The following is an 18,798-nucleotide window of genomic DNA, read 5'->3' as shown; positions in this document are numbered from 1 at the left end:
GGCCGTGAGGACGCAGCCGACGACGCCGACCCCCGGCGAACTCCGGGAACGGATCCTCGACGCGGCCGAGGAGTGCCTGATCGAACTCGGATACAGCACCCGGCTTCACGCGGTCATCGCCGAGCGAGCGGGACTGTCCCGGCCCACGCTCTACAAACACGTCGGCGACCAGTCCGCCATCCTCGAGGCCCTATTCCAGCGGGAGATCTCGCGATTCTTCGTCGTGCTCGACCCGGTGCTGCGGGGACAGCAGAGCCAACTCCAGGTGCGATTCGTCGACGCCGTCGTGTTCGCCGTCCAGTACGCACGCGGGCACCGGTTGCTGCAGAAGGGTTTGCGCGACGACCCCGACGTCGTGCTCCCCTGGTTCACGGTCAAGGCGAAGCCGATGATCGAACTCGGGTCACAACTGCTGACTCCCCACTTCGAGCGCCTGTTCTCGCCCGACCAACTGTCGGGCGTGAGCGTCACCGCCATCTCCGAGTGGGCGTTCCGCATCATCGGCTCGCTCATCATCACGGAGGGGATCGTGGACACGTCCGACGAGCTGGCTCTGCGCGAGTTCGTCCGGTCCCTGCTGTCGATCGCGTTCATGCCGCAACCGGACATTCATATTCCTTGACGCGTATATACGCGTAGGCGCATACTCGGGTCATGGCACCGGACGTGTTCACCGTGGTCGCCGAACCACAGCGCCGCAGGATCCTCGAACGGCTGCGGGCCGGCCACGCCAGCGTCGGCGAACTCGTCGACCAACTCGCCCTGCCCCAGCCGACCGTGTCCAAACACCTGCGGGTGCTGCGACAGGCCGGATTCGTCACCTGCCGAACCGCGGCCCAGCAGCGCATCTACAGCCTGCACCGCGAACCGTTCGACGAGTTCGACGCGTGGCTGCAGCCCTACCGCCGGCTGTGGACGAATCACCTCGATGCGCTCGAGCGGCACCTCGCTCAGAAGGAGACCCCGTCATGACCGAATCAGACGCACGACGCGACTACCGCCCAGGCCCACTGCAGCACGTCGAAGCACGCCCCGACGGCACCCGATGGGCTCTGACCTTCGTTCGCGACTTCACCCACTCGCCGTCGGCGCTGTGGACCGCGCTCACGGACCCCGGCGAACTTCCGCAGTGGGCGCCGTACACCGCGGACCGGAACCTCGGAACGGTCGGTCCCGCGACCCTGATCATGGTCGACGGGCAGGACCGCACTGAACTCGACGGCACCGTGACCCGGGCCGACTCACCCCACGTCCTCGAACACGCCTGGGGCGACGACGTCCTGCTCTGGACGATCGAGGAAACCGGCGCGGGCACGCGACTGACCCTGCGCCACACGCTCGACGACCAGCGGACCGCCGAGATGACGGCCGCTGGATGGCACATGTGCCTGGACGTCGCCGAGGCCCTGCTCGACGGCAAGCCGATCGGACCGATCGTCGGCGCCGACGCGATGAACTACGGCTGGCGCGCACTCAACGAGCAGTACGCCGAACGCCTCGGCGTCGAACCGATCGATCCGACGCTGCAGTGAATCGGTGACGGGCGTCCGCCGCTCCCCGTACCGTTGACGCATGGGACTGCACTGGGAAGCCGTGGTAGTCAACGCTCTCGATCCGACAGCCCTGGGACGCTGGTGGGCCGAGGCCCTGGGCTGGGGTGCCGTGACCGACTCCGACGGCGACGTCCACATCCGGCCCCGGGCCGACAGCCACCCGGAAATGCTGTTCGTGGCCGTTCCGGACCTGAAGCAGATACCGAACCGCCTGCATCTCGACTTCCGGCCCGACGATCAGCAGGCCGAGGTCGCACGGCTTCTCGCGCTCGGCGCCCGGCACGCGGATGTCGGTCAGGGCGAGCAGAGTTGGGTGGTGCTCGCCGATCCCGAGGGCAACGAGTTCTGCGTCCTGTCCGGCCGGCGCTGACGCCGATCAGGCCACCTTCGCCCGCAGACTCCGCAGTGCCTCGTGCTGCACGACGAGGACCCGGCCCACCGGAAGCCCGAGAACGCCCGCGGTGTCGTGCACAGACAGCCCGTCGATGACCCGCAGCAGGACGATCTCCCGGGCGGTGGCATCGAGATGGTGCAGCAGCACGGCCACTTCCGCCGGGACGTCGGGACTTCCGGCCGCGCCGCCGCGCGCGTCCGCGACGGTCCGGCTCACCACGCGATACACGTCGCGGACGGGATGGTCACTGCGAGCGAGAGCCGGAAGTTCCCGCGCCACCGCGAGCAGCGCCCGCTGAGCCACCTCGTCCGCCGGCCGCGTGACCTGGGTGGAATTCCCCACGCGGGTGCGGCAATAGCGCACCACCTGCGGCCACAGCGTTGTCATCACCGTCTCGACGGCCTTGCGATCCCCCGCCGCTGCCGAATGTAATTCCTCGTCAAGCACACTCATGTGACCCTCGATCCCCCGACCTCGCCGCCTCCGGTCGTCCGGCACGGCGCTTCCGTACTCATCTTCCGGCACACGAGGGGTCGACACATCCGGGAGGTTCCCCATTTCCCGGCGCGTGAAACCCCCTACATGTCCGGCTTCCTCCGCAGGTTCTTGGTCTGGCCGCGTTGCTTCTTGGCGTCGAGTCTTCGTCGGTGCGAGCCCTTGGTTGCCTTGGTCGGGCGCCGGGTGCGGGCTTCCGCCAGGACAGCGGCGCGCAGCAGCGCCGCCATCCGGGCCCGGGCCGCGCGCCGATTGCGCAGCTGCGAACGGGTTTCGGACGCCGTCACGGTGACCACCCCGTCAACGAGCCTGTGTCCCAGCCGAACCTGCATGCGTTCGAGTTGCGCGGGCGACAGAGTCGACAACGTCCACAGGTTCACCCGCAACTCCACCCGCGAGTCCGTGGTGTTGACTCCCTGGCCGCCGGGACCGCCGGCACGGGAGAACCGCCACTGCAACTCGGCGGCCGGAACGACGAGCGACCGCGTGATCTCGAGGTCGTCGGTGACCTCGCCGCCGGGAAACACCGGAGGAACTTCGCTCACACTCCCAGCGCCCGAGCCAGCACCGGCCAGGAATCGTGAAGGTCGTCCTGCCAGTATCCCCACGAGTGTGTGCCCGAGTTACGGAAACTCGCGGTTGCAGGTATTCCGAGTTCGCCCAGGCGGTCCGTGAACCGATGGGTGCAGTAGTTGGTCACCGCTTCGATGGGACCACCGGCGTAGATCTGACGCGCGAGCGTAGCGACGTCCCCGTCGATCCCGGGGCCGTCCAGGGTCTCGTGTCGTCCCGGCAGACCGTTTCCGTTGGAGAGGAACAGTTCCGTTCCGCGCAGTTCGGCGGCGTGAACGTAAGGGTCGTTCGCCGCCCACGCGGGATCGTCCGCCTCGCCGTACATGTTGACCGGATTGCCGTCGCCGTAGTTGTCCATGGTGATCTTGATGAGGAGCTGACCGAGCGGATCGCTGGTCAGAGCACAACCGCTGTAGGCGGCTACGCCGCGGAACAGGCCCGGGGCGGCGATCGCCAACTGCAGAGCCGCGGTGCCCACTCGTGACATGCCGGCGAGCGCGTTGACTCCGTTGGTGCCGAGAGCCACGTCGACGACCGGCGGAAGTTCCTGAGTCATAAAGGTCTTCCACTTGTTCACCCCCATCGCCGGGTCGGGGCTCTTCCAGTCCGTCCAATACGCGTTCTCGCCGCCGGAAGGGCTGACGACGTTCACGTTCTGGTCGGCCAGGAACTCTTCGACGTCGGTCTTCTCCCGGCGGACCTGGCCGTCGAGGAAGTACAGCGTGGGCCTCGGCACGCTCGTGTCGGCAGGACGCTGCACGTACACCGGAACAACCTTCTGCATCGACGCCGAGAAGACGTGCAGCGTCAGATGTCTCGGGTCGATCACGGTGACGTGATCGAGCGTCGAACCGTTCGGCGTCACCGCGGAACCGAGCGCCTGACCGGTGTCGACGACCGGATCGGCCGCCGCGACGGTGCCGCCGAGACAGAGAGAGATCACGGTCACGGCCGTCAAAGCCGCTGTTCGCAATTTCCCCCGAAAGAAATGTCGTGTCACGACCGTCCACCGCCCTCCACCCGCACGAATTCCGGTCCCGGGCATGCTAACAGTTCCCGCGATGCCGAGTAACGGAAGAGCCCTTCCGCACGATGAACATTCCGACACCCCACGTTCATTGAAGGACCGGCATGACGCTTCCCCCGCCCTCATCACCTGCCACACGCAAGAAGTGGCCCTGGATCACCGGCGGGATCGTCGTAGTCGTGGCCGTGGTCTCGTTCCTCAGCCCCGGGCAGGACGACCAATCGGCCCAGGCCACAGCGGTATCCGCGTCCGTGACACCCACGGTCGCCGCTTCGACGACCGTGCGCGCCGCGTCGAGTTCGTCGACACCGGTACCGGTTTCGTCTGCGCTCGCTCTCTCGCCGGTCGAACCCGCCGCCGACGCGACCGCCGCGCTGCAGCAACTCGCCGGCCTCGAGATCAAGGGACGCGCACCGAAAACCGGCTACGACCGGGATCTCTTCGGCCAGGCGTGGACCGACGACGTCACGGTCGAGGGCGGCCACAACGGATGCGACACGCGGAACGACATCCTCGGGCGCGACCTCGAACAGGTCGTGTTCAAGGCGGGCACCCGCGACTGCGCGGTACAGACCGGAACGCTGCTCGACCCGTACACCGGCAACACCATCTCCTTCCTCCGCGGTGAGGGCACGTCGAATGCCGTGCAGATCGATCACGTCGTCGCGCTCTCCGACGCCTGGCAGAAGGGGGCGCAGCAACTCGACACCGCCACCCGGGTGAACTTCGCGAACGATCCGCGGAATCTGAAAGCCGTCGACGGCCCCACCAACCAGCAGAAATCGGACGGTGACGCCGCGACCTGGCTGCCCCCGAACAAGAGCTACCGGTGCACCTACGTGGCCGATCAGGTGGAGGTCAAGGCCGCGTACGGGCTGTGGGTGACCCAGGCCGAGCACGATGCGATCGCCCGGATTCTCCAGGACTGCGGGGCGGCGACGCCTGCCGTCGCGCCCGCTCCGAGCACCGGCACGGTCCCGGAAGCGGCACCTGCGCCCGTTCCCGCTCCGGCGCCCGCGCCCGCACCCGTCCCGTTCGTCGACCCGGCACCGCCGAGCGACGTCTACTACAAGAACTGTTCGGCGGCCAAGGCGGCCGGTGCCGCGCCGGTCCACATCGGCGAGCCAGGCTACGGCACCCACCTCGATCGCGACGGCGACGGCGTCGGCTGTGAGAGCTGATCCGGGCCTGGCGCGACACGTGCCGCCGCCACGGGTTAACCTGAACTGCCTGCAGGGACGTCGGGTACCTGTAGCTCTTTCGTACATGTCAGAAAGATGAGACCGGCATGACCACTGCACCCGACGCACTCGGGCACCCCCCTCACACGGACGAACCGCCCGTCACCCGCACCTATCCGAAGCCGGCGTTGTCGGCTCGCGAGATCGAGGTTCTCCGCCACTGGTTGCGCGGCGACTCCAAGCTTGCCGTCGCCGCCGACCTCCACATCGCGCTCGGAACGGTCAACACGCACCTGACCCGCATCCGCGAGAAGTACGCGCTGGTCGGACGTGACGCGTCCACCAAGACTGCGCTGCTGGTGCGGGCGCTTCAGGACGGGATCATCACGATCGCCGAACTCTGACGCGTCTACGCCCTGCGCAGGGCGTCCCGGTCGATCTCTGCCACCGACGTCAGGCCACTGAGACCCATCGTGAGGTCGAACTCGGCGATCACGTTGGCGGTGGCGTCCCGCGCACCGGCCTGACCTGCGAGGGCCAGGCCGTACAGGTGGGGCCGGCCGAGCGTCACCGCATCCGCACCGAGGGCGAGGGCCTTGAAGACGTCTGCTCCCGTGCGGATTCCGCTGTCGAGGAGCAGCGTCAGCCTGCCGTCGACGACGGGCGCGATGTCCACGAGGGCGTCCAGCGACGACACGCTGCCGTCCACCTGCCGCCCACCGTGATTCGATACGACGATGCCGTCCACCCCGGCGTCGAGCGCCCGCCTGGCGTCGTCCGGGTGGAGCACGCCCTTGAGGAGGATCGGCAGCGACGTCCTGCTGCGGAGGGTCTCGATATCGGACCAGCTCAGCGACGGCCGGGAGTAGATGTCGAGGAACGTCTCCACGGCGGCCCGCGGTTCCGGCGACCGCAGGTTGTCGAGGAATCGGCCCGGGAAGCGCCGGGTCATCGACACCAATGACCGGATCGCGCCGAGCGTCACCTCGACGTCCGCCTTGCCGGCGGCGGCCTTGATCCGCTCGTGCACGATTCGGCGGAACACCGGATCGGACGTGTACTGCGCGATCCCCTGCCCCTGCGCGAAGGGCAGCGACCCGAGGTTGAGGTCTTCCGGGCGCCAGCCGAGCATGGTCGTGTCGAGGGTGACGACGACGGCGTCCGCACGAATGTTCTCGGCGCGCTGGAGCAGGCTGTCGACGAGATCGTCGTCGGTGCTCCAGTACAGCTGGAACCACCGTGGCGCGTCGCCCATCGCCGCCGCACTCTCCTCCATCGGTGCGCAGCCCTGATTGGAGAAGATGTACGGCACACCCAGTTCGGCGGCCGCGGCGGCGATCGCCACATCCGCCTCGGGCCTGGCCAGTTCGGCCGCGCCCACCGGGGCGAGCAGCACCGGGGCCGGAATCCTGCGCCCGAACAACTCGACCCCGATGTCGCGCTTCGAGACGTCGCGCAGCACCCGGGGAACGATCTGCCACTTGTCGAACGCATCGCGGTTGGCCTGCATTGTGCGACCCAGCCCCGCGCCGCCGTGGACGTAGGCCCACCCCTTCGCGCTCATCTTCCTCCGCGCACGTCGCTCCAGCGTGTCGAAGTCGGTGGGAACGGAGGGTGTGCGGCCGAGGACCCCGTCGCGGTAGATCAGATTCTGGCGGGCCCGGCCCGGACTGTCCTGGTTCTCGCTCGCAGACATGGGCAGAGTCTTCCACAGCGCACCGCGGACCGGCGGCAGGTCGGCGGGACGCGTAGGTTTGTGACCGGCACCACACCGACTATGCCCTAGGAGACCGAGATGCCCGACCGTCCGTCCCTCACCGGCGCTCCCTGCTGGATCGATCTCACCAGTTCCGACCCACGACAGGTCATTCCGTTCTACACCGGGCTGTTCGGGTGGAGGTCCGACACCAACGACGATCCGCAGTACGGCGGCTACTCCATCTTCAGCATGAACGGCAAACCCATTGCGGGCCTTGGCCCGCAACAGCAGGGCAACCCGTACGGCAACGTGTGGACCACGTACATCGCGTCCGAGGACGCGGAGGCCACCGCGGCGAAGGCGGCCGAGGCGGGCGGCCAGGTGATGATGCCAGCGATGGTCGTGGGCGACCAGGGCACAATGGCCATCCTCGGCGATCCGGCCGGCGCCGTCATCGGCGTGTGGCAGGCCGATGGGCACGACGGCTTCGGTCTCGTGGACGAACCCGGCGCGCCCGTCTGGCACGAAACGCTGTCGCGAAACTACGCGGCGGCGCTCCCCTTCTACGCGGACGTGTTCGGCTGGACCTATCAGACTCTCGGCGACACAGACGAATTCCGGTACTCACAGGCAAACCTCGGCGACCGCACCGTGGCCGGAGTCATGGACGCCGACTCGTTCCTCCCCGAAGGCGTCCCCTCGTTCTGGCAGTTCTACATCGGCGTCGAAGACACGGATGTAGCCGTCGCGAAGGTCACCGAACTGGGCGGCAGCGTCCGGCGCGAACCCGAGGACACGCCATTCGGGCGGCTCGCGTCCGTCGCCGACCCCCTCGGCGCCACCTTCCAGATCACGACCCTGCAGTCCTGACCCGGTGACGGTGGCGCGCAGACCGCGCCACCGTCACGCCGGGCCGAACGGTGCCTGCGCCTCCTTGGCGTCCCAGATGTCGAGGAGCGCGCGGAGAATCTCCTCCGACATGCCCAGGCCCCCGAGATGGCTTTCCCCGTGCATCGTGTGGAATTCGGCGTCGGGAAGAAGCGACACCATGTGCTGTCCGTGCCGGAGCGGAATGATGTGGTCGCAGTCGCCGTGCCACCACCGCACCGGGGTCTTCACCGCGTTCACCCGGAATCCCCAGTCCCGCGCGAACAGGACGAGGTCGGCGAACGGTGCACTGAGCTGCTTGCGGCCGCCGTTGAGCAGATCGTCGAGGAACATCGCCTTGAACTCCGGCCGCGCGAGCAGACGGCGGTCGCCCTCCGGAGACAGCCGCCCGTACAGGTCGATGATCGGCGACGCGAACGGCCTCGCCAGCCTGATCACGGAACTCGCCGCCAACCCGACGGGGACACCTCCCGCCGACAGCACCGGTGCCGCCAGGACGGCGAGATCCATCAACCCGCTGCGGATCGCGTCGGGACCCTTCGTCGGCGCGACTCCCCCGAGGATGCCGGTCGCGACCACGCGGTCGGGCATCGCGTACGCCGCGGCCAGCGTGTAGGGGCCGCCGCCGGACAGGCCGACCACGGCCATCTGGTCGATGCCCAGCGTGTCGGCGACCGTGCGCAGGTCTTCGGCGAAGTCGATCACGGCGCCGTAGCGGTGCGGCGTCGACGATCCGACCCCCGGCCGGTCGATCCCGATCAGCCGGACGTGCTCGCGTTCGGCGAACGCGCGCGCCTCCATCGGCACCTGACGACGCGCTCCGGGTGTGCCGTGCAGCCAGAACACCGCCCTGCCCTGTGCCGAACCGAACTCCGCGAAGCCGAGCCGACGCCCCTCGCCTACCGCGACCGTGCCCTCCAACTGCGGGCGTGCGATGTCCACCATGCCCACAGCTTCGCACGTGATACCCGTCACGTTTCCGACCGGGACCCGCTCAGCGGTGTGCGGTGGACGTGAACTGGTAGGTCGCGGCATCGACGATCTGCTCGGGAGACACCTCGATCTCGCCGTTCAGCCACGCTGTGATGAGTTCCGCGAGCCCACCCACGAACAGCAGCGCGGTGATCTCGTCCTGCGGCGACGACCACGCCCGGTCGCCGTAGAGTTCCTTCGATTCCTCCGCGACCAGCGAGGCGAACGCCCGCAACAACTCGCGCCGTCGCGTCCGCAGCGGTTCGGCGCCCGCCGATTCGATGATCGACACCCGCCCTTTCCGCGGGTCCGCCGTCAGGATGTCGACGAACGTCGCGATCGCCGCCCGCGCCCGCACCTCGGGGTCGCCGGTCACGGTCTGGAGGGTGACCCGCGCGGCCTCCCCGATCTCCGCGGCGATGCCCTCGATCACCTGTACCAGCAGGTCGTCCCGGCTGCGGAAGCTCTCGTAGAAGTAGCGTTCCGTCAGTTTCGCCTCGGCGCAGATCGCGGTCATGGTCGCCTTCTCGCCGCCGACGGTGCCGAACACCTGCAGTCCCGCCTCGAGCAGGCGCGCGCGGCGGTCCGCGGCCCGTTCCTCCGAACTTCGACCGCGGTACTGGCGCGCCGGCTGACTCATGACTCGATGTTGACAGACCCACTGGTGTGACGCACACTACACACATCTGACAGAGGGTCCTGTCACATACGCCGACGAGGAGGGCCGATGCCCAAAGTTCTCGCTGCTCCCCCACCGCAAAGCACCCTGCAACCCATCTCGGGCAATGCCGGATTCCCCGTCATCGGACACTCGCTGGACTACTTCCGCGACCCGATGGGACTGCTGCAGAGTCGCTGGGATCGCTACGGCCCCGTGTCGTGGCTGAGCATGGCCGGCAAACGGTGGGTCACCGTGCTCGGACCGGACGGCTGCCAGACGGTGCTGCAGAACAAGGACCGGGCCTTCGTCAACAGCGACGGATGGAGCGTGCTGATCGGGCCGTTCTTCCACCGCGGGCTGATGCTCCTCGACGGCGACGAACACCTCGCCCACCGGCGAATCATGCAGCAGGCCTTCACCCGCGACCGGCTGTCGCGCTATACCGAGGCACTCCATCCGGCCGTCGAGCAGGGGCTCGACGCCTGGCAGCCCACCCCGGGCTTCGCCGCGTATCCCGCGCTGAAGGAGTTGACACTCGATCTCGCCACGAGCATCTTCATGGGCGGCGCCGAGGGGTCGACGCCCCGGGAGATGGCCGAGATCAACAAGGCCTTCATCGACTGTGTGCAGGCCGCCACGTCGGTGGTGCGGTATCCGCTGCCCGGAACGCGATGGAAGCGTGGCATCGACGGGCGCACACGACTCGAGGAGTTCTTCCGCCGCTATCTGCCCGCGCGTCGAGGGGGTGCCGGCGACGACCTGTTCTCCGCGCTGTGCCACATCGAATCCGAAGAGGGGCAACGGTTCAGCGACGACGACGTCGTCAACCACATGATCTTCCTGCTGATGGCCGCGCACGACACGTCCACCATCACGCTGTCGACGATGATGCAGTACCTCGGTCAGCACCCAGACTGGCAGGAGCGGTGCAGGCGGCAGTCGGCGGCGCTGGGAACGTCCACCCCGACCTACGGTCAACTCGACGAACTGACCGACCTCGACCTCGTCATGAAGGAATGCCTGCGCCTCGTTCCGCCGGTCCCGGTGGTCGCTCGCCGCGCCGTCGAGGACACCGAGGTACTCGGCCACTACATCCCCCGGGGCACGTACATGTCGGTGGTCGTGCACTTCACCCATCACATGCCCGAGTACTGGCCCGATCCGGAAAGGTTCGACCCCGAACGGTTCGCACCCGAACGCCGTGAGGACAAGGTTCACCGGTTCGCGTGGGAGCCGTTCGGCGGCGGCGTGCACAAATGCCTGGGGATGCACTTCGCGGGCGCCGAGATCAAGACGGTCATGCACCACCTGCTGCAGCGATTCGACTGGCAGGTGAGCCCCGGCTACGTCGCACCCCTCAACTACACCTCGCTGCCGTTCCCGTCCGACGGCCAGCCCGTGGACCTGTATCACCGCGTCGGCTGAGCCGATACCGCATGGTGCAGTCCGAGCCGATACCCCATAGTGCAGGCCGGGCCGATCCACCATAGTGGAAGTCATGACCGTTACGGCGCCCCCGCTCGACGTGTATTCGCAGCCCACGCTGTCTGCCCTGATGCCGTCCGTCCTCGCCTCACTGGGCGTTGCCGGCGAACCCAACCGGCTGCACCTCCCGGACAGCAGGCACACCGTGGTGTTCTTGATAGACGGACTCGGCTGGACACTGCTGCGCCGCCACCGCGAACACGCCCCGTTTCTCGACAGCCTGACCGGACGGCCGATCCGGGCGGGCTTCCCCACCACGACCGCCACCAGTATCGCGTCGTTCGGCACGGGGTTGCCGTCCGGCGATCACGGCATCACCGGCTACCAGTCATACGTTCGTGAGGTTCGCGGCACGCTCAACTGGTTGTCGTGGCGCGCAGGCCACAAGGGCGACGAACTGACCCGGCTGGTGCCCGAGGTCGTCCAGCCCGCACCGACCGTGTTCGAACGCGCCGCGGCAGCCGGTATCACGTGCACGACGGTGGTTCCCGCGAAATTCGACGGGTCCGGGCTCACCCGCGCCGTCCTCCGCGGCGGCACGTTCGCAGGAATACACGCGTACGGTGACCTGATCGCGCACGTCGTCACCGCGGCCCAGGCGGGCGAACGGACCCTCACGTACTGCTACCTCAGCGAAATCGACACGCTCGGGCACATTTACGGACCGGGATCCGAATCCTGGCTGCACCAGGTCACCCTCGTCGACCGGCTCGTCGAGAGGCTCGCCGCCGGACTCGCGGCGGCACAACCCGACACCACTCTCTACGTCACCGCCGACCACGGAATGGTCACCGTCGACGACGCCGACAAGATCGACTTCGACGCCACTCCCGCCCTGTCGGACGACGTGGTGGCGCTCGCCGGCGAACCGCGGTGCAGGCACGTCCACACCCGAGCCGGAGCCGGGCACGACGTCGCCGCCCGGTGGAGGAGCGAACTGGGACAACGCATGTGGATCGGCACGAGGGACGAGGCCGTCACCGCGGGACTGTTCGGGCCGGCCGTGCGATCCGAGGTGCAGGGCCGCATCGGAGATGTCGTCGCCATCGCACAGGGCGGCGTCGCGGTGGTCCGGCGCAAGGCGGAGTCGAGGCTGTCCGCTCTCCCCGGGCAGCACGGCGCCCTCACCGACGACGAGTTGCTGATTCCCCTGCTGCAGGGCACCACGACGTAAACCCGGGCCGATCACCGGCCCGCGGGGCAACTCCTGATAGAAATGACGAACAGCGTTGATTTCAGGAGAGATTCATGCCCCGCTCTGCGGTACCGAACACCGGCTCCATCATCACGACCATCCGCACCAAGTGGCCCTGGATCTTCGCCGGGCTGCTCGTCGTCGTACTTGTCGCGATGCTCTCCCCGGACCCCGACGACACCCTCGCCGCCGGAACCGAACCGGCTGCACCCTCGGAAGTCACCGACGCACAACAGATACAGACGGCGTTCACCGAGCTGTCCACCCTCGAGGTGAAGGGCCGGGCACCCAAGACGGGATACGACCGGGAACTGTTCGGCGCCAGCTGGACCGACAACGTGTCGGTCGAACTCGGACGCAACGGCTGCGACACCCGCAACGACATCCTGCGACGCGACCTAGTCGACATCACCTCACGGGACCGCACCCGCAACTGCGTAGTGCAGACGGGCACGTTACGGGACCTCTACACGGGCACCATCATTGCGTTCACCCGCGGGACGAAGACGTCGGACGACGTGCAGATCGATCACGTGGTGGCACTGTCGGACGCGTGGCAGAAGGGCGCTCAACTCCTCGACGCGCAGACGCGGGCGGACCTTGCGAACGATCCCCGCAACCTGCAGGCGGTGGACGGACCCACCAATCAGCGCAAGAGCGATGCCGACGCGTCGACGTGGCTGCCCCCGCTGGCGGCGTACCGCTGCACCTACGTGGCGCGTCAGGTGGAAGTGAAAGTGGCGTACCGACTCTGGGTGACGCCGCCCGAGCGCGATGCGATGGCCACAGTGCTCACCAGCTGCGGCGCCCGGTGATCACGCGCCAGGTGGGGTGAGCCGGTTCTCCGATCCCGTGTCGACCGCCGGGGCCGTCGCACCGGAATCCCAGTCGACGGAATTGTTGGACCCGGTGAGTTCGAGGGAGTCGAGGGACACGGCGCGCACGAAGTTGTCGTTGCCACTCACCGTCATCGCACCGGAGTCGTCCACGTTCACGGAGTTCCCGCTTCCGCTGACCGAGATCCGCTCCGCCTGCTTGCCGAGCACGGTCACGGCGTTGCCCTGCACGTCGATCGACTCGGCGACGTCGATGGTGGAACTGTTGCTGCGCCCCGAGATGGTGAGCGTTCCGGTCTGCCCGCCGACGACGTTGGTGTCCTGACCGCGCACGATGACCGCGTTCGACATGGCGACGTTCGCCGAGACGCCGTTGGCCTCGATGGTGACGGTGCCGCACTCGCCGTCGAGGACGACCCCGGCACCGTCCCTGTTCACGATCACGTCGCGGCCGGCGCAGTCACCGCCCGAGTTCAGTTCCACCGCAGAGCCGGACACCGTCGAGGTGCTGCCGCCGCCGGTGCTCCCGCCGCCGCAGCCCGCGAGGGCCACGGTGCAGGACACCAGCACGGCGACGGTGACCGACTGCCGGGTGACGCTCATCGACCCCTGCTTTCCTGCCCCCGACGGGACCGGGTCAGTTCTTCGCGAGTACCGGCATCGTCACGACCTGGGCCGCGTAGGACAGCCCGGCACCGAATGCGAGCAGCAGGGCGGTGTCGCCGGGCTTGGTGGCGCCGGACTGGAGCATTTCCTCCATCGCGAGCGGCACGGACGCCGCCGACGTGTTGCCGCTTTCGGCGATGTCGTCGGACACGGGCACATTCTCGGGGAGTTTCATGCTGCGCGCGATCACCTCGGTGATCCGCGAGTTGGCCTGGTGCGGGACGAACGCGTCGAGATCGTCGACGGACATGCCGGCCTTCTCGATCGCCCGCAGTGCCACCTTGCCCATCTCGAAGGCGGCCCACCGGAACACCGCGGTACCGGCCATCTTGATGTACGGACGCGTGGCACCCGGCGTCGTGATGTATTCGTACCAATCCAGGTCCTGCACGATGGCGTCGGCCTGGGCGCCGTCCGAACCCCACTCCACCGGACCGATGCCCGCGACGTCGCTCTTGCCCACGACCACGGCGCCGGCGCCGTCACCGAAGATGAACCGCGTCGCGCGGTCGGTGGGGTCGGTGGTGATGCTCATCTTCTCGACACCCACCACGAGGGCGTAGTCGACGGATCCGCCGCGAACCAGATCCGACGCCACCGTCAGCGCGGTGCAGAAGCCGGCACAACCACCGCCGAGATCGAACGCTCCGGGCCCGTTGGTGCCCAGCGCGTCGGCCACCACCGCGGCGGCGGGCGGCGTCAGCAGGAGGTACGTCGACGTGGCGACGATGACACACCCGATCTGCTCGGGATCGATCCCGCTCGCTTCGATCGCCTTGCGCCCTGCCGCGATGGACATCGTGACGACATTCTCGTCCTCCGCCGCGAACCGCCGGTTGCGGATTCCCGAGCGCGACTGGATCCACTCGTCGTTCGAGTCGATCAGTTCACAGATCTCGTCGTTGGTGACGACCCGTTCGGGCCGGTACACGCCGAGCCCGAGAAGGGCGGACTGCCGACCTCCAGCCACGGTGGCAATCTGCTTTCCCATCGATCGATCTCCTCATCAGGTCCCGCGTGGTTACGCGCAGTGTGGACTTGCCGCCAGCACACGTTACGTCGGCGGCCGCCCAGCGGGTAGCACCGGTTCCTGTTACTCGTCGGTAACATCGATGCTGTGGGGGCGCCCATGAAACGAACAGTGCGGTCAAACCGACACTTTCGTAAGAACAGACTTGTTAGACTTCTCGCGATTTCCAGCAGTTGATCACCGGTAGGGGGAGTGGTCTCTTCGGGCCACGCGTGCCGCCTGCTGCTAGAGATGGAGTGTCCTTCGTGAAGCGAACCAGAGCTCTTGCAGCAGCGTCGCTCGCCGGCGCAGCCGTGACGTTGATCGCATTCGCCGGCCCGGCCGCCGCGAATCCCAACGCCATCAATCCGATCCCCGGACTCAACGGCACCAACGGGATTCCACACCTCACCGGACGCACCCAGGCGGTCGCGCAGCAGACCGGCATGCTCAGTCCGAACCGAACCCAGGACGCCAACGTCCTCGGCACCGACCTCGGCGTCATGTGGGACAACGGCCAGGGCCAGGTCCTCACGGCGTTCGGCGACTCCGCCGGGCTCGGGCTGCCCAACCTGCTGTCGGGCAGCCTGTGGGCCTGGCGCAGCAGCACACTGTTCCGCAGCTCCGACGGCATCCTCTCCGACGGGATGAACTTCGACAGCTCACCCCGCGACATCTTCGGCCAGTCCAAGGAGCTCGTCCCGAGTCCGAAGATCCCGTTCGTCGAGATCAGCCGAATCCCCACGGCCGGCGTCGCCGTCGGCAACACCCAGGTTCTGAGCATGATGTCGGTGAAGAACTGGGGACCGGCGGGAACGTGGGACACCAACTATTCCGGCCTCGTCTACTCACAGGACAACGGCGAGAACTGGACCGTCGCGCCCGAGACGCAGCGCCCGAACGTCGGTGGCAATGCCAACTTCCAGATGAGCGCCTTCGTCAAGGCCGACGGCTTCGTCTACCAATACGGCACGCCCGCCGGCCGCGGCGGACTCGTCCACATCGCGCGGGTCCCGGAACCCCAGATCATGGACCTCGGCGCGTACGAGTACTTCGACGGCGCCAAGTGGATCAAGGGCAACCCCGACGTCGCCAAGCCGATCATGCCTGGCGGGGTCGGCGAATTGTCCGTCGCGTACAACGAGTACCTCGGTCAATACATCCTGCTGACCACAGACCAGTACAACTCGGTGGTCATGCGCCGCTCACCGTCGGTCACCGGACCGTGGGGCCCACCGGAGGTGCTCGTCGACACCCGGGAGCTGCCCTCCGCGTACGGCGCCTACATCCACCCGTGGTCGTCGGGGCGCGACCTCTACTTCCTCACAACGGTGCACAACAACTACAACGTGCTCCTCATGCGGACCACACTCACTCCGTAGCCCGCGTACTAGCGTCGGGGCATGGATGCAGCTGCCTGGGACGAACGGTATTCACAGAGCGAACTGGTGTGGGGCGCGCCACCCAACGCCGCCGTGGTCGAGCGGGTCACTTCGCTCCCCCGCGGCCGCGCACTCGACCTCGCGTGCGGGGAGGGCCGCAACGCGCACTGGCTCGCCACCCGCGGCTGGGAAGTGACGGGGCTCGACTACTCGGCCGTGGCCCTCGACAAGGCCCGCCGGGTGGCCGCCGAGGCACCCCGCTCGGTCCGGGAACGGCTCGACTACCGCGTCGCCGACGTCACCGATTCGGACCTCGGCGGCGAGTACGACCTCGTGCTCATGATCTACCTCCATCTCGCCCCCGAGGAGCGTCTGCAGGTTGTGAACCGCGCCATATCTGCGCTGAAACCTGACGGAATCCTCATGATTTTGGGGCATGACGCCGTTAACTTGTCGCAGGGAGTCGGGGGTCCCCAGGACCTTGAACTCCTTTACACGCCAGACGATGTGGTGAATTCGTTCGACGGGCGACTCGTCGTCGACGTCGCCGAACGGCGCTTCCGCGAGACGGACGCCGGAACGGCGATCGACGCGCTCGTCGTCGCACACCGCCCGAGTCTTGGCAGTCAGGTAAATCGGGCGTAATATCGCTGATGTTACCGACGAGTAATAACTTGGGCGGTACTAACGGATAGACCGCACCATCTCACTGGGAGAGACAGAAGACATGGGCCATTACAAGAGCAACGTCCGCGACCTGGAGTTCAACCTCTTCGAGGTACTCGGTCTCGAGCAGCCGCTGAGTGAAGGCGTGTGGGGCGATCTCGACGCCGACACCGTCCGCAACATGCTCAGCGAAGTTGCCCGCCTCGCCGAGGGACCGCTGGGCGAGTCCTTCGCCGACGCCGACCGCAACCCTCCGGTCTTCGACCCCGAGAACCACACCGTCACCCTGCCGGAATCCTTCAAGAAGTCGTTCCGCGCACTGTGGGACGCCGAGTGGTACCGCATGGGGCTCTCCGAAGAAATCGGCGGCGTACCCGTCCCCCGGTCCGTCGTGTGGGCCATCGGTGAGCTGATCCTCGGCGCCCAGCCGGCCGCGCACATGTACCAGGCCGGACCCGCGTTCGCGGACGTGCTGTTCCACAACGGCACCGAAGAGCAGAAGAAGTGGGCCGCCACCTGCGTCGAGCGCGGCTGGGGTGCCACCATGGTCCTCACCGAACCCGACGCCGGTTCCGACGTCGGCGCAGGCCGCACCAAGGCCATCAAGCAGGACGACGGCTCCTGGCACATCGAGGGCGTCAAGCGGTTCATCACGTCCGCCGACTCCGACGACCTGTTCGAGAACATCTTCCACCTGGTTCTGGCCCGCCCCGAGGGCGCAGGCCCCGGCACCAAGGGACTGTCGCTGTTCTTCGTCCCGAAGACGCACTTCAACTTCGAGACCAACGAATTGGGCGAGCGCAACGGCGCCTTCGTCACCAACGTCGAGCACAAGATGGGCCTGAAGGTCTCCGCCACGTGTGAGGTCACGTTCGGCGGCCACGGCATTCCCGCCCAGGGCTGGCTCGTCGGCGAGGTCCACAACGGCATCGCGCAGATGTTCGACGTCATCGAGCACGCCCGGATGATGGTCGGCACCAAGGCCATCGCCACCCTCTCCACCGGCTACCTCAACGCCCTCGACTACGCGAAGGAACGCGTCCAGGGCGCCGACCTCACGCAGATGACGGACAAGGCCGCACCGCGCGTCACCATCACGCACCACCCCGACGTCCGTCGCGCCCTCGCCATGCAGAAGGCGTACGCGGAGGGCCTGCGCGCCGTGTACCTGTACACCGCGGCGCACCAGGACGAGGCCACCGCCAAGCTGGTGTCCGGCGCCGACAAGGACCTCGCGTTCCGCGTCAACGACCTGCTGCTCCCCATCGTCAAGGGCGTCGGCTCCGAGCGGGCGTACCAGTACCTGACGGACAGCCTGCAGACCTTCGGTGGCTCCGGCTTCCTGCAGGACTACCCGATCGAGCAGTACATCCGCGACGCCAAGATCGACTCGCTGTACGAGGGCACCACCGCCATCCAGGCGCAGGACTTCTTCTTCCGCAAAATCGCTCGCGACCGCGGTGTGGCACTCGCCCACGTCGCAGGCGAGGTCAAGAAGTTCATCGACAGCGAGGCAGGCAACGGACGCCTCAAGGCCGAGCGCGCCCTGCTCGCCACCGCCCTCGAGGACGTCCAAACCATGGCCGCCACCCTCACCGGGTACCTCATGGGTGCGCAGGAGCAGCCGTCCGAGCTGTACAAGGTCGGCCTCGGTTCCGTCCGCTTCCTGATGTCCGTCGGCGACCTGCTCATCGGCTGGCAGCTCCTCCGCCAGTCCGAGATCGCGATCAAGGCCCTCGACGAGGGTGCCTCCGACAAGGACAAGGCGTTCTACGAGGGCAAGGTCGCCATCGCGTCCTTCTTCGCGAAGAACGTCCTGCCGGAGCTGACCGCCACCCGCAGCATCGTCGCCAACATCGACAACGACATCATGGAGCTCGACGAAGCAGCGTTCTGATCCGCTTCACACCGCCCGGCGGCCAGGGTACTTCCCCGGCCGCCGGGCTTCTTCGTGCCCCGACCACGTGGACTCCGGCACTTCTTCTCGGTCGACGCACATCTTCTCGGCCCCCACAGGCAGTGCGCGAGCCGAGAAAGAGTGCGGGAGTTGTCCACAAGCCTCAGTTCATCCACAGACGGGTCCTTCGGACCGGATTCTTCAGGTGGCTCCGGCGAG

At 67.5% G+C, this 18,798-nt stretch carries 21 protein-coding genes; 13 read left to right on the top strand and 8 right to left on the bottom strand.

The genetic code is table 11. The features are described from left to right. Positions 1-4: 4 nt before the first annotated feature. From ACFVJ3_RS24785 to ACFVJ3_RS24770, 4 genes are read left to right on the top strand one after another with little or no spacing between them, the layout of a single operon-like run. Positions 5-622: a TetR/AcrR family transcriptional regulator gene (locus tag ACFVJ3_RS24785; RefSeq protein WP_378454564.1), complete on the top strand. Its 618-nt coding sequence runs from the start codon at positions 5-7 to the stop codon at positions 620-622. A 32-nt stretch (positions 623-654) separates the two neighbouring features. Next, positions 655-972 (top strand): ArsR/SmtB family transcription factor, encoded by a 318-nt coding sequence (locus ACFVJ3_RS24780; RefSeq protein ID WP_378454563.1) that lies wholly within the window; start codon positions 655-657, stop codon positions 970-972. Beyond that, a complete protein-coding gene (locus ACFVJ3_RS24775) occupies positions 969-1,532 on the top strand; it encodes an SRPBCC family protein (RefSeq protein ID WP_378454562.1) in 564 nt (187 codons plus the stop codon). The genes ACFVJ3_RS24780 and ACFVJ3_RS24775 overlap by 4 nt, the downstream gene beginning before the upstream one ends. A 40-nt stretch (positions 1,533-1,572) precedes the next feature. Next, complete coding sequence (locus ACFVJ3_RS24770) at positions 1,573-1,923, top strand: VOC family protein (protein ID WP_378454561.1); 351 nt, start codon at positions 1,573-1,575, stop codon at positions 1,921-1,923. A gap of 6 nt (positions 1,924-1,929) precedes the next feature. On the opposite strand, the gene ACFVJ3_RS24765 is transcribed toward ACFVJ3_RS24770, so the two are convergent. The 3 genes from ACFVJ3_RS24765 to ACFVJ3_RS24755 all read right to left on the bottom strand — a co-directional run bounded on the left by ACFVJ3_RS24765 (position 1,930) and on the right by ACFVJ3_RS24755 (position 3,973). After that, entirely contained in the window at positions 1,930-2,400 is a 471-nt protein-coding gene (locus ACFVJ3_RS24765; RefSeq protein ID WP_378454560.1) for a sigma factor-like helix-turn-helix DNA-binding protein, read from the bottom strand. Positions 2,401-2,525: 125 nt separating this feature from the next. Next, positions 2,526-2,987 carry an alternative ribosome rescue aminoacyl-tRNA hydrolase ArfB gene (arfB, locus tag ACFVJ3_RS24760; RefSeq protein ID WP_378454559.1) on the bottom strand — a complete coding sequence of 154 codons (462 nt, stop codon included), beginning with the start codon at positions 2,985-2,987 and terminating at the stop codon, positions 2,526-2,528. Further along, positions 2,984-3,973 carry an alpha/beta hydrolase gene (locus ACFVJ3_RS24755; RefSeq protein ID WP_378454558.1) on the bottom strand — a complete coding sequence of 330 codons (990 nt, stop codon included), beginning with the start codon at positions 3,971-3,973 and terminating at the stop codon, positions 2,984-2,986. Before ACFVJ3_RS24755 ends, arfB begins: the two co-directional genes overlap by 4 nt. Positions 3,974-4,146: 173 nt before the next feature. Between ACFVJ3_RS24755 and ACFVJ3_RS24750 the strand changes: the two genes are divergently transcribed. Both ACFVJ3_RS24750 and ACFVJ3_RS24745 read left to right on the top strand, forming a co-directional pair. Beyond that, positions 4,147-5,223: a DUF1524 domain-containing protein gene (locus ACFVJ3_RS24750; protein WP_378454557.1), complete on the top strand. Its 1,077-nt coding sequence runs from the start codon at positions 4,147-4,149 to the stop codon at positions 5,221-5,223. Positions 5,224-5,330: 107 nt separating this feature from the next. Continuing rightward, on the top strand, positions 5,331-5,627 hold the full coding sequence (locus ACFVJ3_RS24745) for a response regulator transcription factor (protein WP_378454556.1): 297 nt from the start codon (positions 5,331-5,333) through the stop codon (positions 5,625-5,627). Positions 5,628-5,632: 5 nt separating this feature from the next. Here the strand turns inward: ACFVJ3_RS24745 and ACFVJ3_RS24740 are convergent, their stop codons facing one another. Next, positions 5,633-6,919, bottom strand: coding sequence for a lactate 2-monooxygenase (locus tag ACFVJ3_RS24740; RefSeq protein WP_378454555.1), 1,287 nt, complete (start codon positions 6,917-6,919; stop codon positions 5,633-5,635). Positions 6,920-7,018: 99 nt separating this feature from the next. Between ACFVJ3_RS24740 and ACFVJ3_RS24735 the strand changes: the two genes are divergently transcribed. Then, positions 7,019-7,792, top strand: coding sequence for a VOC family protein (locus ACFVJ3_RS24735; protein WP_378454554.1), 774 nt, complete (start codon positions 7,019-7,021; stop codon positions 7,790-7,792). A 33-nt stretch (positions 7,793-7,825) separates the two neighbouring features. Here ACFVJ3_RS24735 and ACFVJ3_RS24730 read toward each other — a convergent pair whose 3' ends face one another. Both ACFVJ3_RS24730 and ACFVJ3_RS24725 read right to left on the bottom strand, forming a co-directional pair. Continuing rightward, complete coding sequence (locus ACFVJ3_RS24730; RefSeq protein ID WP_378454553.1) at positions 7,826-8,755, bottom strand: alpha/beta fold hydrolase; 930 nt, start codon at positions 8,753-8,755, stop codon at positions 7,826-7,828. Positions 8,756-8,804: 49 nt separating this feature from the next. Continuing rightward, complete coding sequence (locus ACFVJ3_RS24725; RefSeq protein WP_378454552.1) at positions 8,805-9,422, bottom strand: TetR/AcrR family transcriptional regulator; 618 nt, start codon at positions 9,420-9,422, stop codon at positions 8,805-8,807. An 87-nt stretch (positions 9,423-9,509) separates the two neighbouring features. Between ACFVJ3_RS24725 and ACFVJ3_RS24720 the strand changes: the two genes are divergently transcribed. From ACFVJ3_RS24720 to ACFVJ3_RS24710, 3 genes are all read left to right on the top strand, one after another. Continuing rightward, positions 9,510-10,868 (top strand): cytochrome P450, encoded by a 1,359-nt coding sequence (locus ACFVJ3_RS24720; RefSeq protein WP_378454551.1) that lies wholly within the window; start codon positions 9,510-9,512, stop codon positions 10,866-10,868. 73 nt (positions 10,869-10,941) lie between these two features. Then, on the top strand, positions 10,942-12,102 hold the full coding sequence (locus ACFVJ3_RS24715; RefSeq protein ID WP_378454550.1) for an alkaline phosphatase family protein: 1,161 nt from the start codon (positions 10,942-10,944) through the stop codon (positions 12,100-12,102). A 74-nt stretch (positions 12,103-12,176) separates the two neighbouring features. Beyond that, positions 12,177-12,938 carry an HNH endonuclease family protein gene (locus ACFVJ3_RS24710; RefSeq protein ID WP_378454549.1) on the top strand — a complete coding sequence of 254 codons (762 nt, stop codon included), beginning with the start codon at positions 12,177-12,179 and terminating at the stop codon, positions 12,936-12,938. On the opposite strand, the gene ACFVJ3_RS24705 is transcribed toward ACFVJ3_RS24710, so the two are convergent. Both ACFVJ3_RS24705 and ACFVJ3_RS24700 read right to left on the bottom strand, forming a co-directional pair. Further along, the gene (locus tag ACFVJ3_RS24705; protein WP_378454548.1) at positions 12,939-13,562 is read right to left on the bottom strand and encodes a DUF3060 domain-containing protein; all 624 of its coding nucleotides are present in this window, start codon (positions 13,560-13,562) and stop codon (positions 12,939-12,941) included. A gap of 34 nt (positions 13,563-13,596) precedes the next feature. Further along, the gene (locus ACFVJ3_RS24700) at positions 13,597-14,616 is read right to left on the bottom strand and encodes a beta-ketoacyl-ACP synthase III (protein WP_378454547.1); all 1,020 of its coding nucleotides are present in this window, start codon (positions 14,614-14,616) and stop codon (positions 13,597-13,599) included. Positions 14,617-14,900: 284 nt separating this feature from the next. Here ACFVJ3_RS24700 and ACFVJ3_RS24695 point away from each other — a divergent pair, with 284 nt between their 5' ends. The 3 genes from ACFVJ3_RS24695 (at position 14,901) to ACFVJ3_RS24685 (ending at position 18,579) form a co-directional block, all read left to right on the top strand. Beyond that, positions 14,901-16,016: a DUF4185 domain-containing protein gene (locus ACFVJ3_RS24695; RefSeq protein WP_378454546.1), complete on the top strand. Its 1,116-nt coding sequence runs from the start codon at positions 14,901-14,903 to the stop codon at positions 16,014-16,016. Between the two features lie 21 nt (positions 16,017-16,037). After that, positions 16,038-16,661: a class I SAM-dependent methyltransferase gene (locus ACFVJ3_RS24690; protein WP_378454545.1), complete on the top strand. Its 624-nt coding sequence runs from the start codon at positions 16,038-16,040 to the stop codon at positions 16,659-16,661. Between the two features lie 82 nt (positions 16,662-16,743). Further along, positions 16,744-18,579: an acyl-CoA dehydrogenase gene (locus ACFVJ3_RS24685; protein ID WP_378454544.1), complete on the top strand. Its 1,836-nt coding sequence runs from the start codon at positions 16,744-16,746 to the stop codon at positions 18,577-18,579. The last annotated feature ends 219 nt before the right edge of the window (positions 18,580-18,798 follow it).

The organism is Rhodococcus sp. NPDC127593, from assembly GCF_042671975.1.
In the GTDB taxonomy this organism is placed as follows: Bacteria; Actinomycetota; Actinomycetes; order Mycobacteriales; family Mycobacteriaceae; genus Rhodococcus_F.
This window is presented reverse-complemented; position numbering and strand designations above follow the sequence as displayed.

What these genes read in the sequence shown, in the direction of transcription:
- ACFVJ3_RS24780 (WP_378454563.1), top strand. Translation starts at nt 655, where the DNA reads ATGGCACCGGACGTGTTCACCGTGGTCGCCGAACCACAGCGCCGCAGG.
- ACFVJ3_RS24775 (WP_378454562.1), top strand. Translation starts at nt 969, where the DNA reads ATGACCGAATCAGACGCACGACGCGACTACCGCCCAGGCCCACTGCAG.
- ACFVJ3_RS24770 (WP_378454561.1), top strand. Translation starts at nt 1,573, where the DNA reads ATGGGACTGCACTGGGAAGCCGTGGTAGTCAACGCTCTCGATCCGACA.
- ACFVJ3_RS24765 (WP_378454560.1), bottom strand. Translation starts at nt 2,400, where the DNA reads ATGAGTGTGCTTGACGAGGAATTACATTCGGCAGCGGCGGGGGATCGC.
- ACFVJ3_RS24750 (WP_378454557.1), top strand. Translation starts at nt 4,147, where the DNA reads ATGACGCTTCCCCCGCCCTCATCACCTGCCACACGCAAGAAGTGGCCC.
- ACFVJ3_RS24745 (WP_378454556.1), top strand. Translation starts at nt 5,331, where the DNA reads ATGACCACTGCACCCGACGCACTCGGGCACCCCCCTCACACGGACGAA.
- ACFVJ3_RS24740 (WP_378454555.1), bottom strand. Translation starts at nt 6,919, where the DNA reads ATGTCTGCGAGCGAGAACCAGGACAGTCCGGGCCGGGCCCGCCAGAAT.
- ACFVJ3_RS24735 (WP_378454554.1), top strand. Translation starts at nt 7,019, where the DNA reads ATGCCCGACCGTCCGTCCCTCACCGGCGCTCCCTGCTGGATCGATCTC.
- ACFVJ3_RS24730 (WP_378454553.1), bottom strand. Translation starts at nt 8,755, where the DNA reads ATGGTGGACATCGCACGCCCGCAGTTGGAGGGCACGGTCGCGGTAGGC.
- ACFVJ3_RS24725 (WP_378454552.1), bottom strand. Translation starts at nt 9,422, where the DNA reads ATGAGTCAGCCGGCGCGCCAGTACCGCGGTCGAAGTTCGGAGGAACGG.
- ACFVJ3_RS24720 (WP_378454551.1), top strand. Translation starts at nt 9,510, where the DNA reads ATGCCCAAAGTTCTCGCTGCTCCCCCACCGCAAAGCACCCTGCAACCC.
- ACFVJ3_RS24715 (WP_378454550.1), top strand. Translation starts at nt 10,942, where the DNA reads ATGACCGTTACGGCGCCCCCGCTCGACGTGTATTCGCAGCCCACGCTG.
- ACFVJ3_RS24710 (WP_378454549.1), top strand. Translation starts at nt 12,177, where the DNA reads ATGCCCCGCTCTGCGGTACCGAACACCGGCTCCATCATCACGACCATC.
- ACFVJ3_RS24705 (WP_378454548.1), bottom strand. Translation starts at nt 13,562, where the DNA reads ATGAGCGTCACCCGGCAGTCGGTCACCGTCGCCGTGCTGGTGTCCTGC.
- ACFVJ3_RS24700 (WP_378454547.1), bottom strand. Translation starts at nt 14,616, where the DNA reads ATGGGAAAGCAGATTGCCACCGTGGCTGGAGGTCGGCAGTCCGCCCTT.
- ACFVJ3_RS24690 (WP_378454545.1), top strand. Translation starts at nt 16,038, where the DNA reads ATGGATGCAGCTGCCTGGGACGAACGGTATTCACAGAGCGAACTGGTG.
- ACFVJ3_RS24685 (WP_378454544.1), top strand. Translation starts at nt 16,744, where the DNA reads ATGGGCCATTACAAGAGCAACGTCCGCGACCTGGAGTTCAACCTCTTC.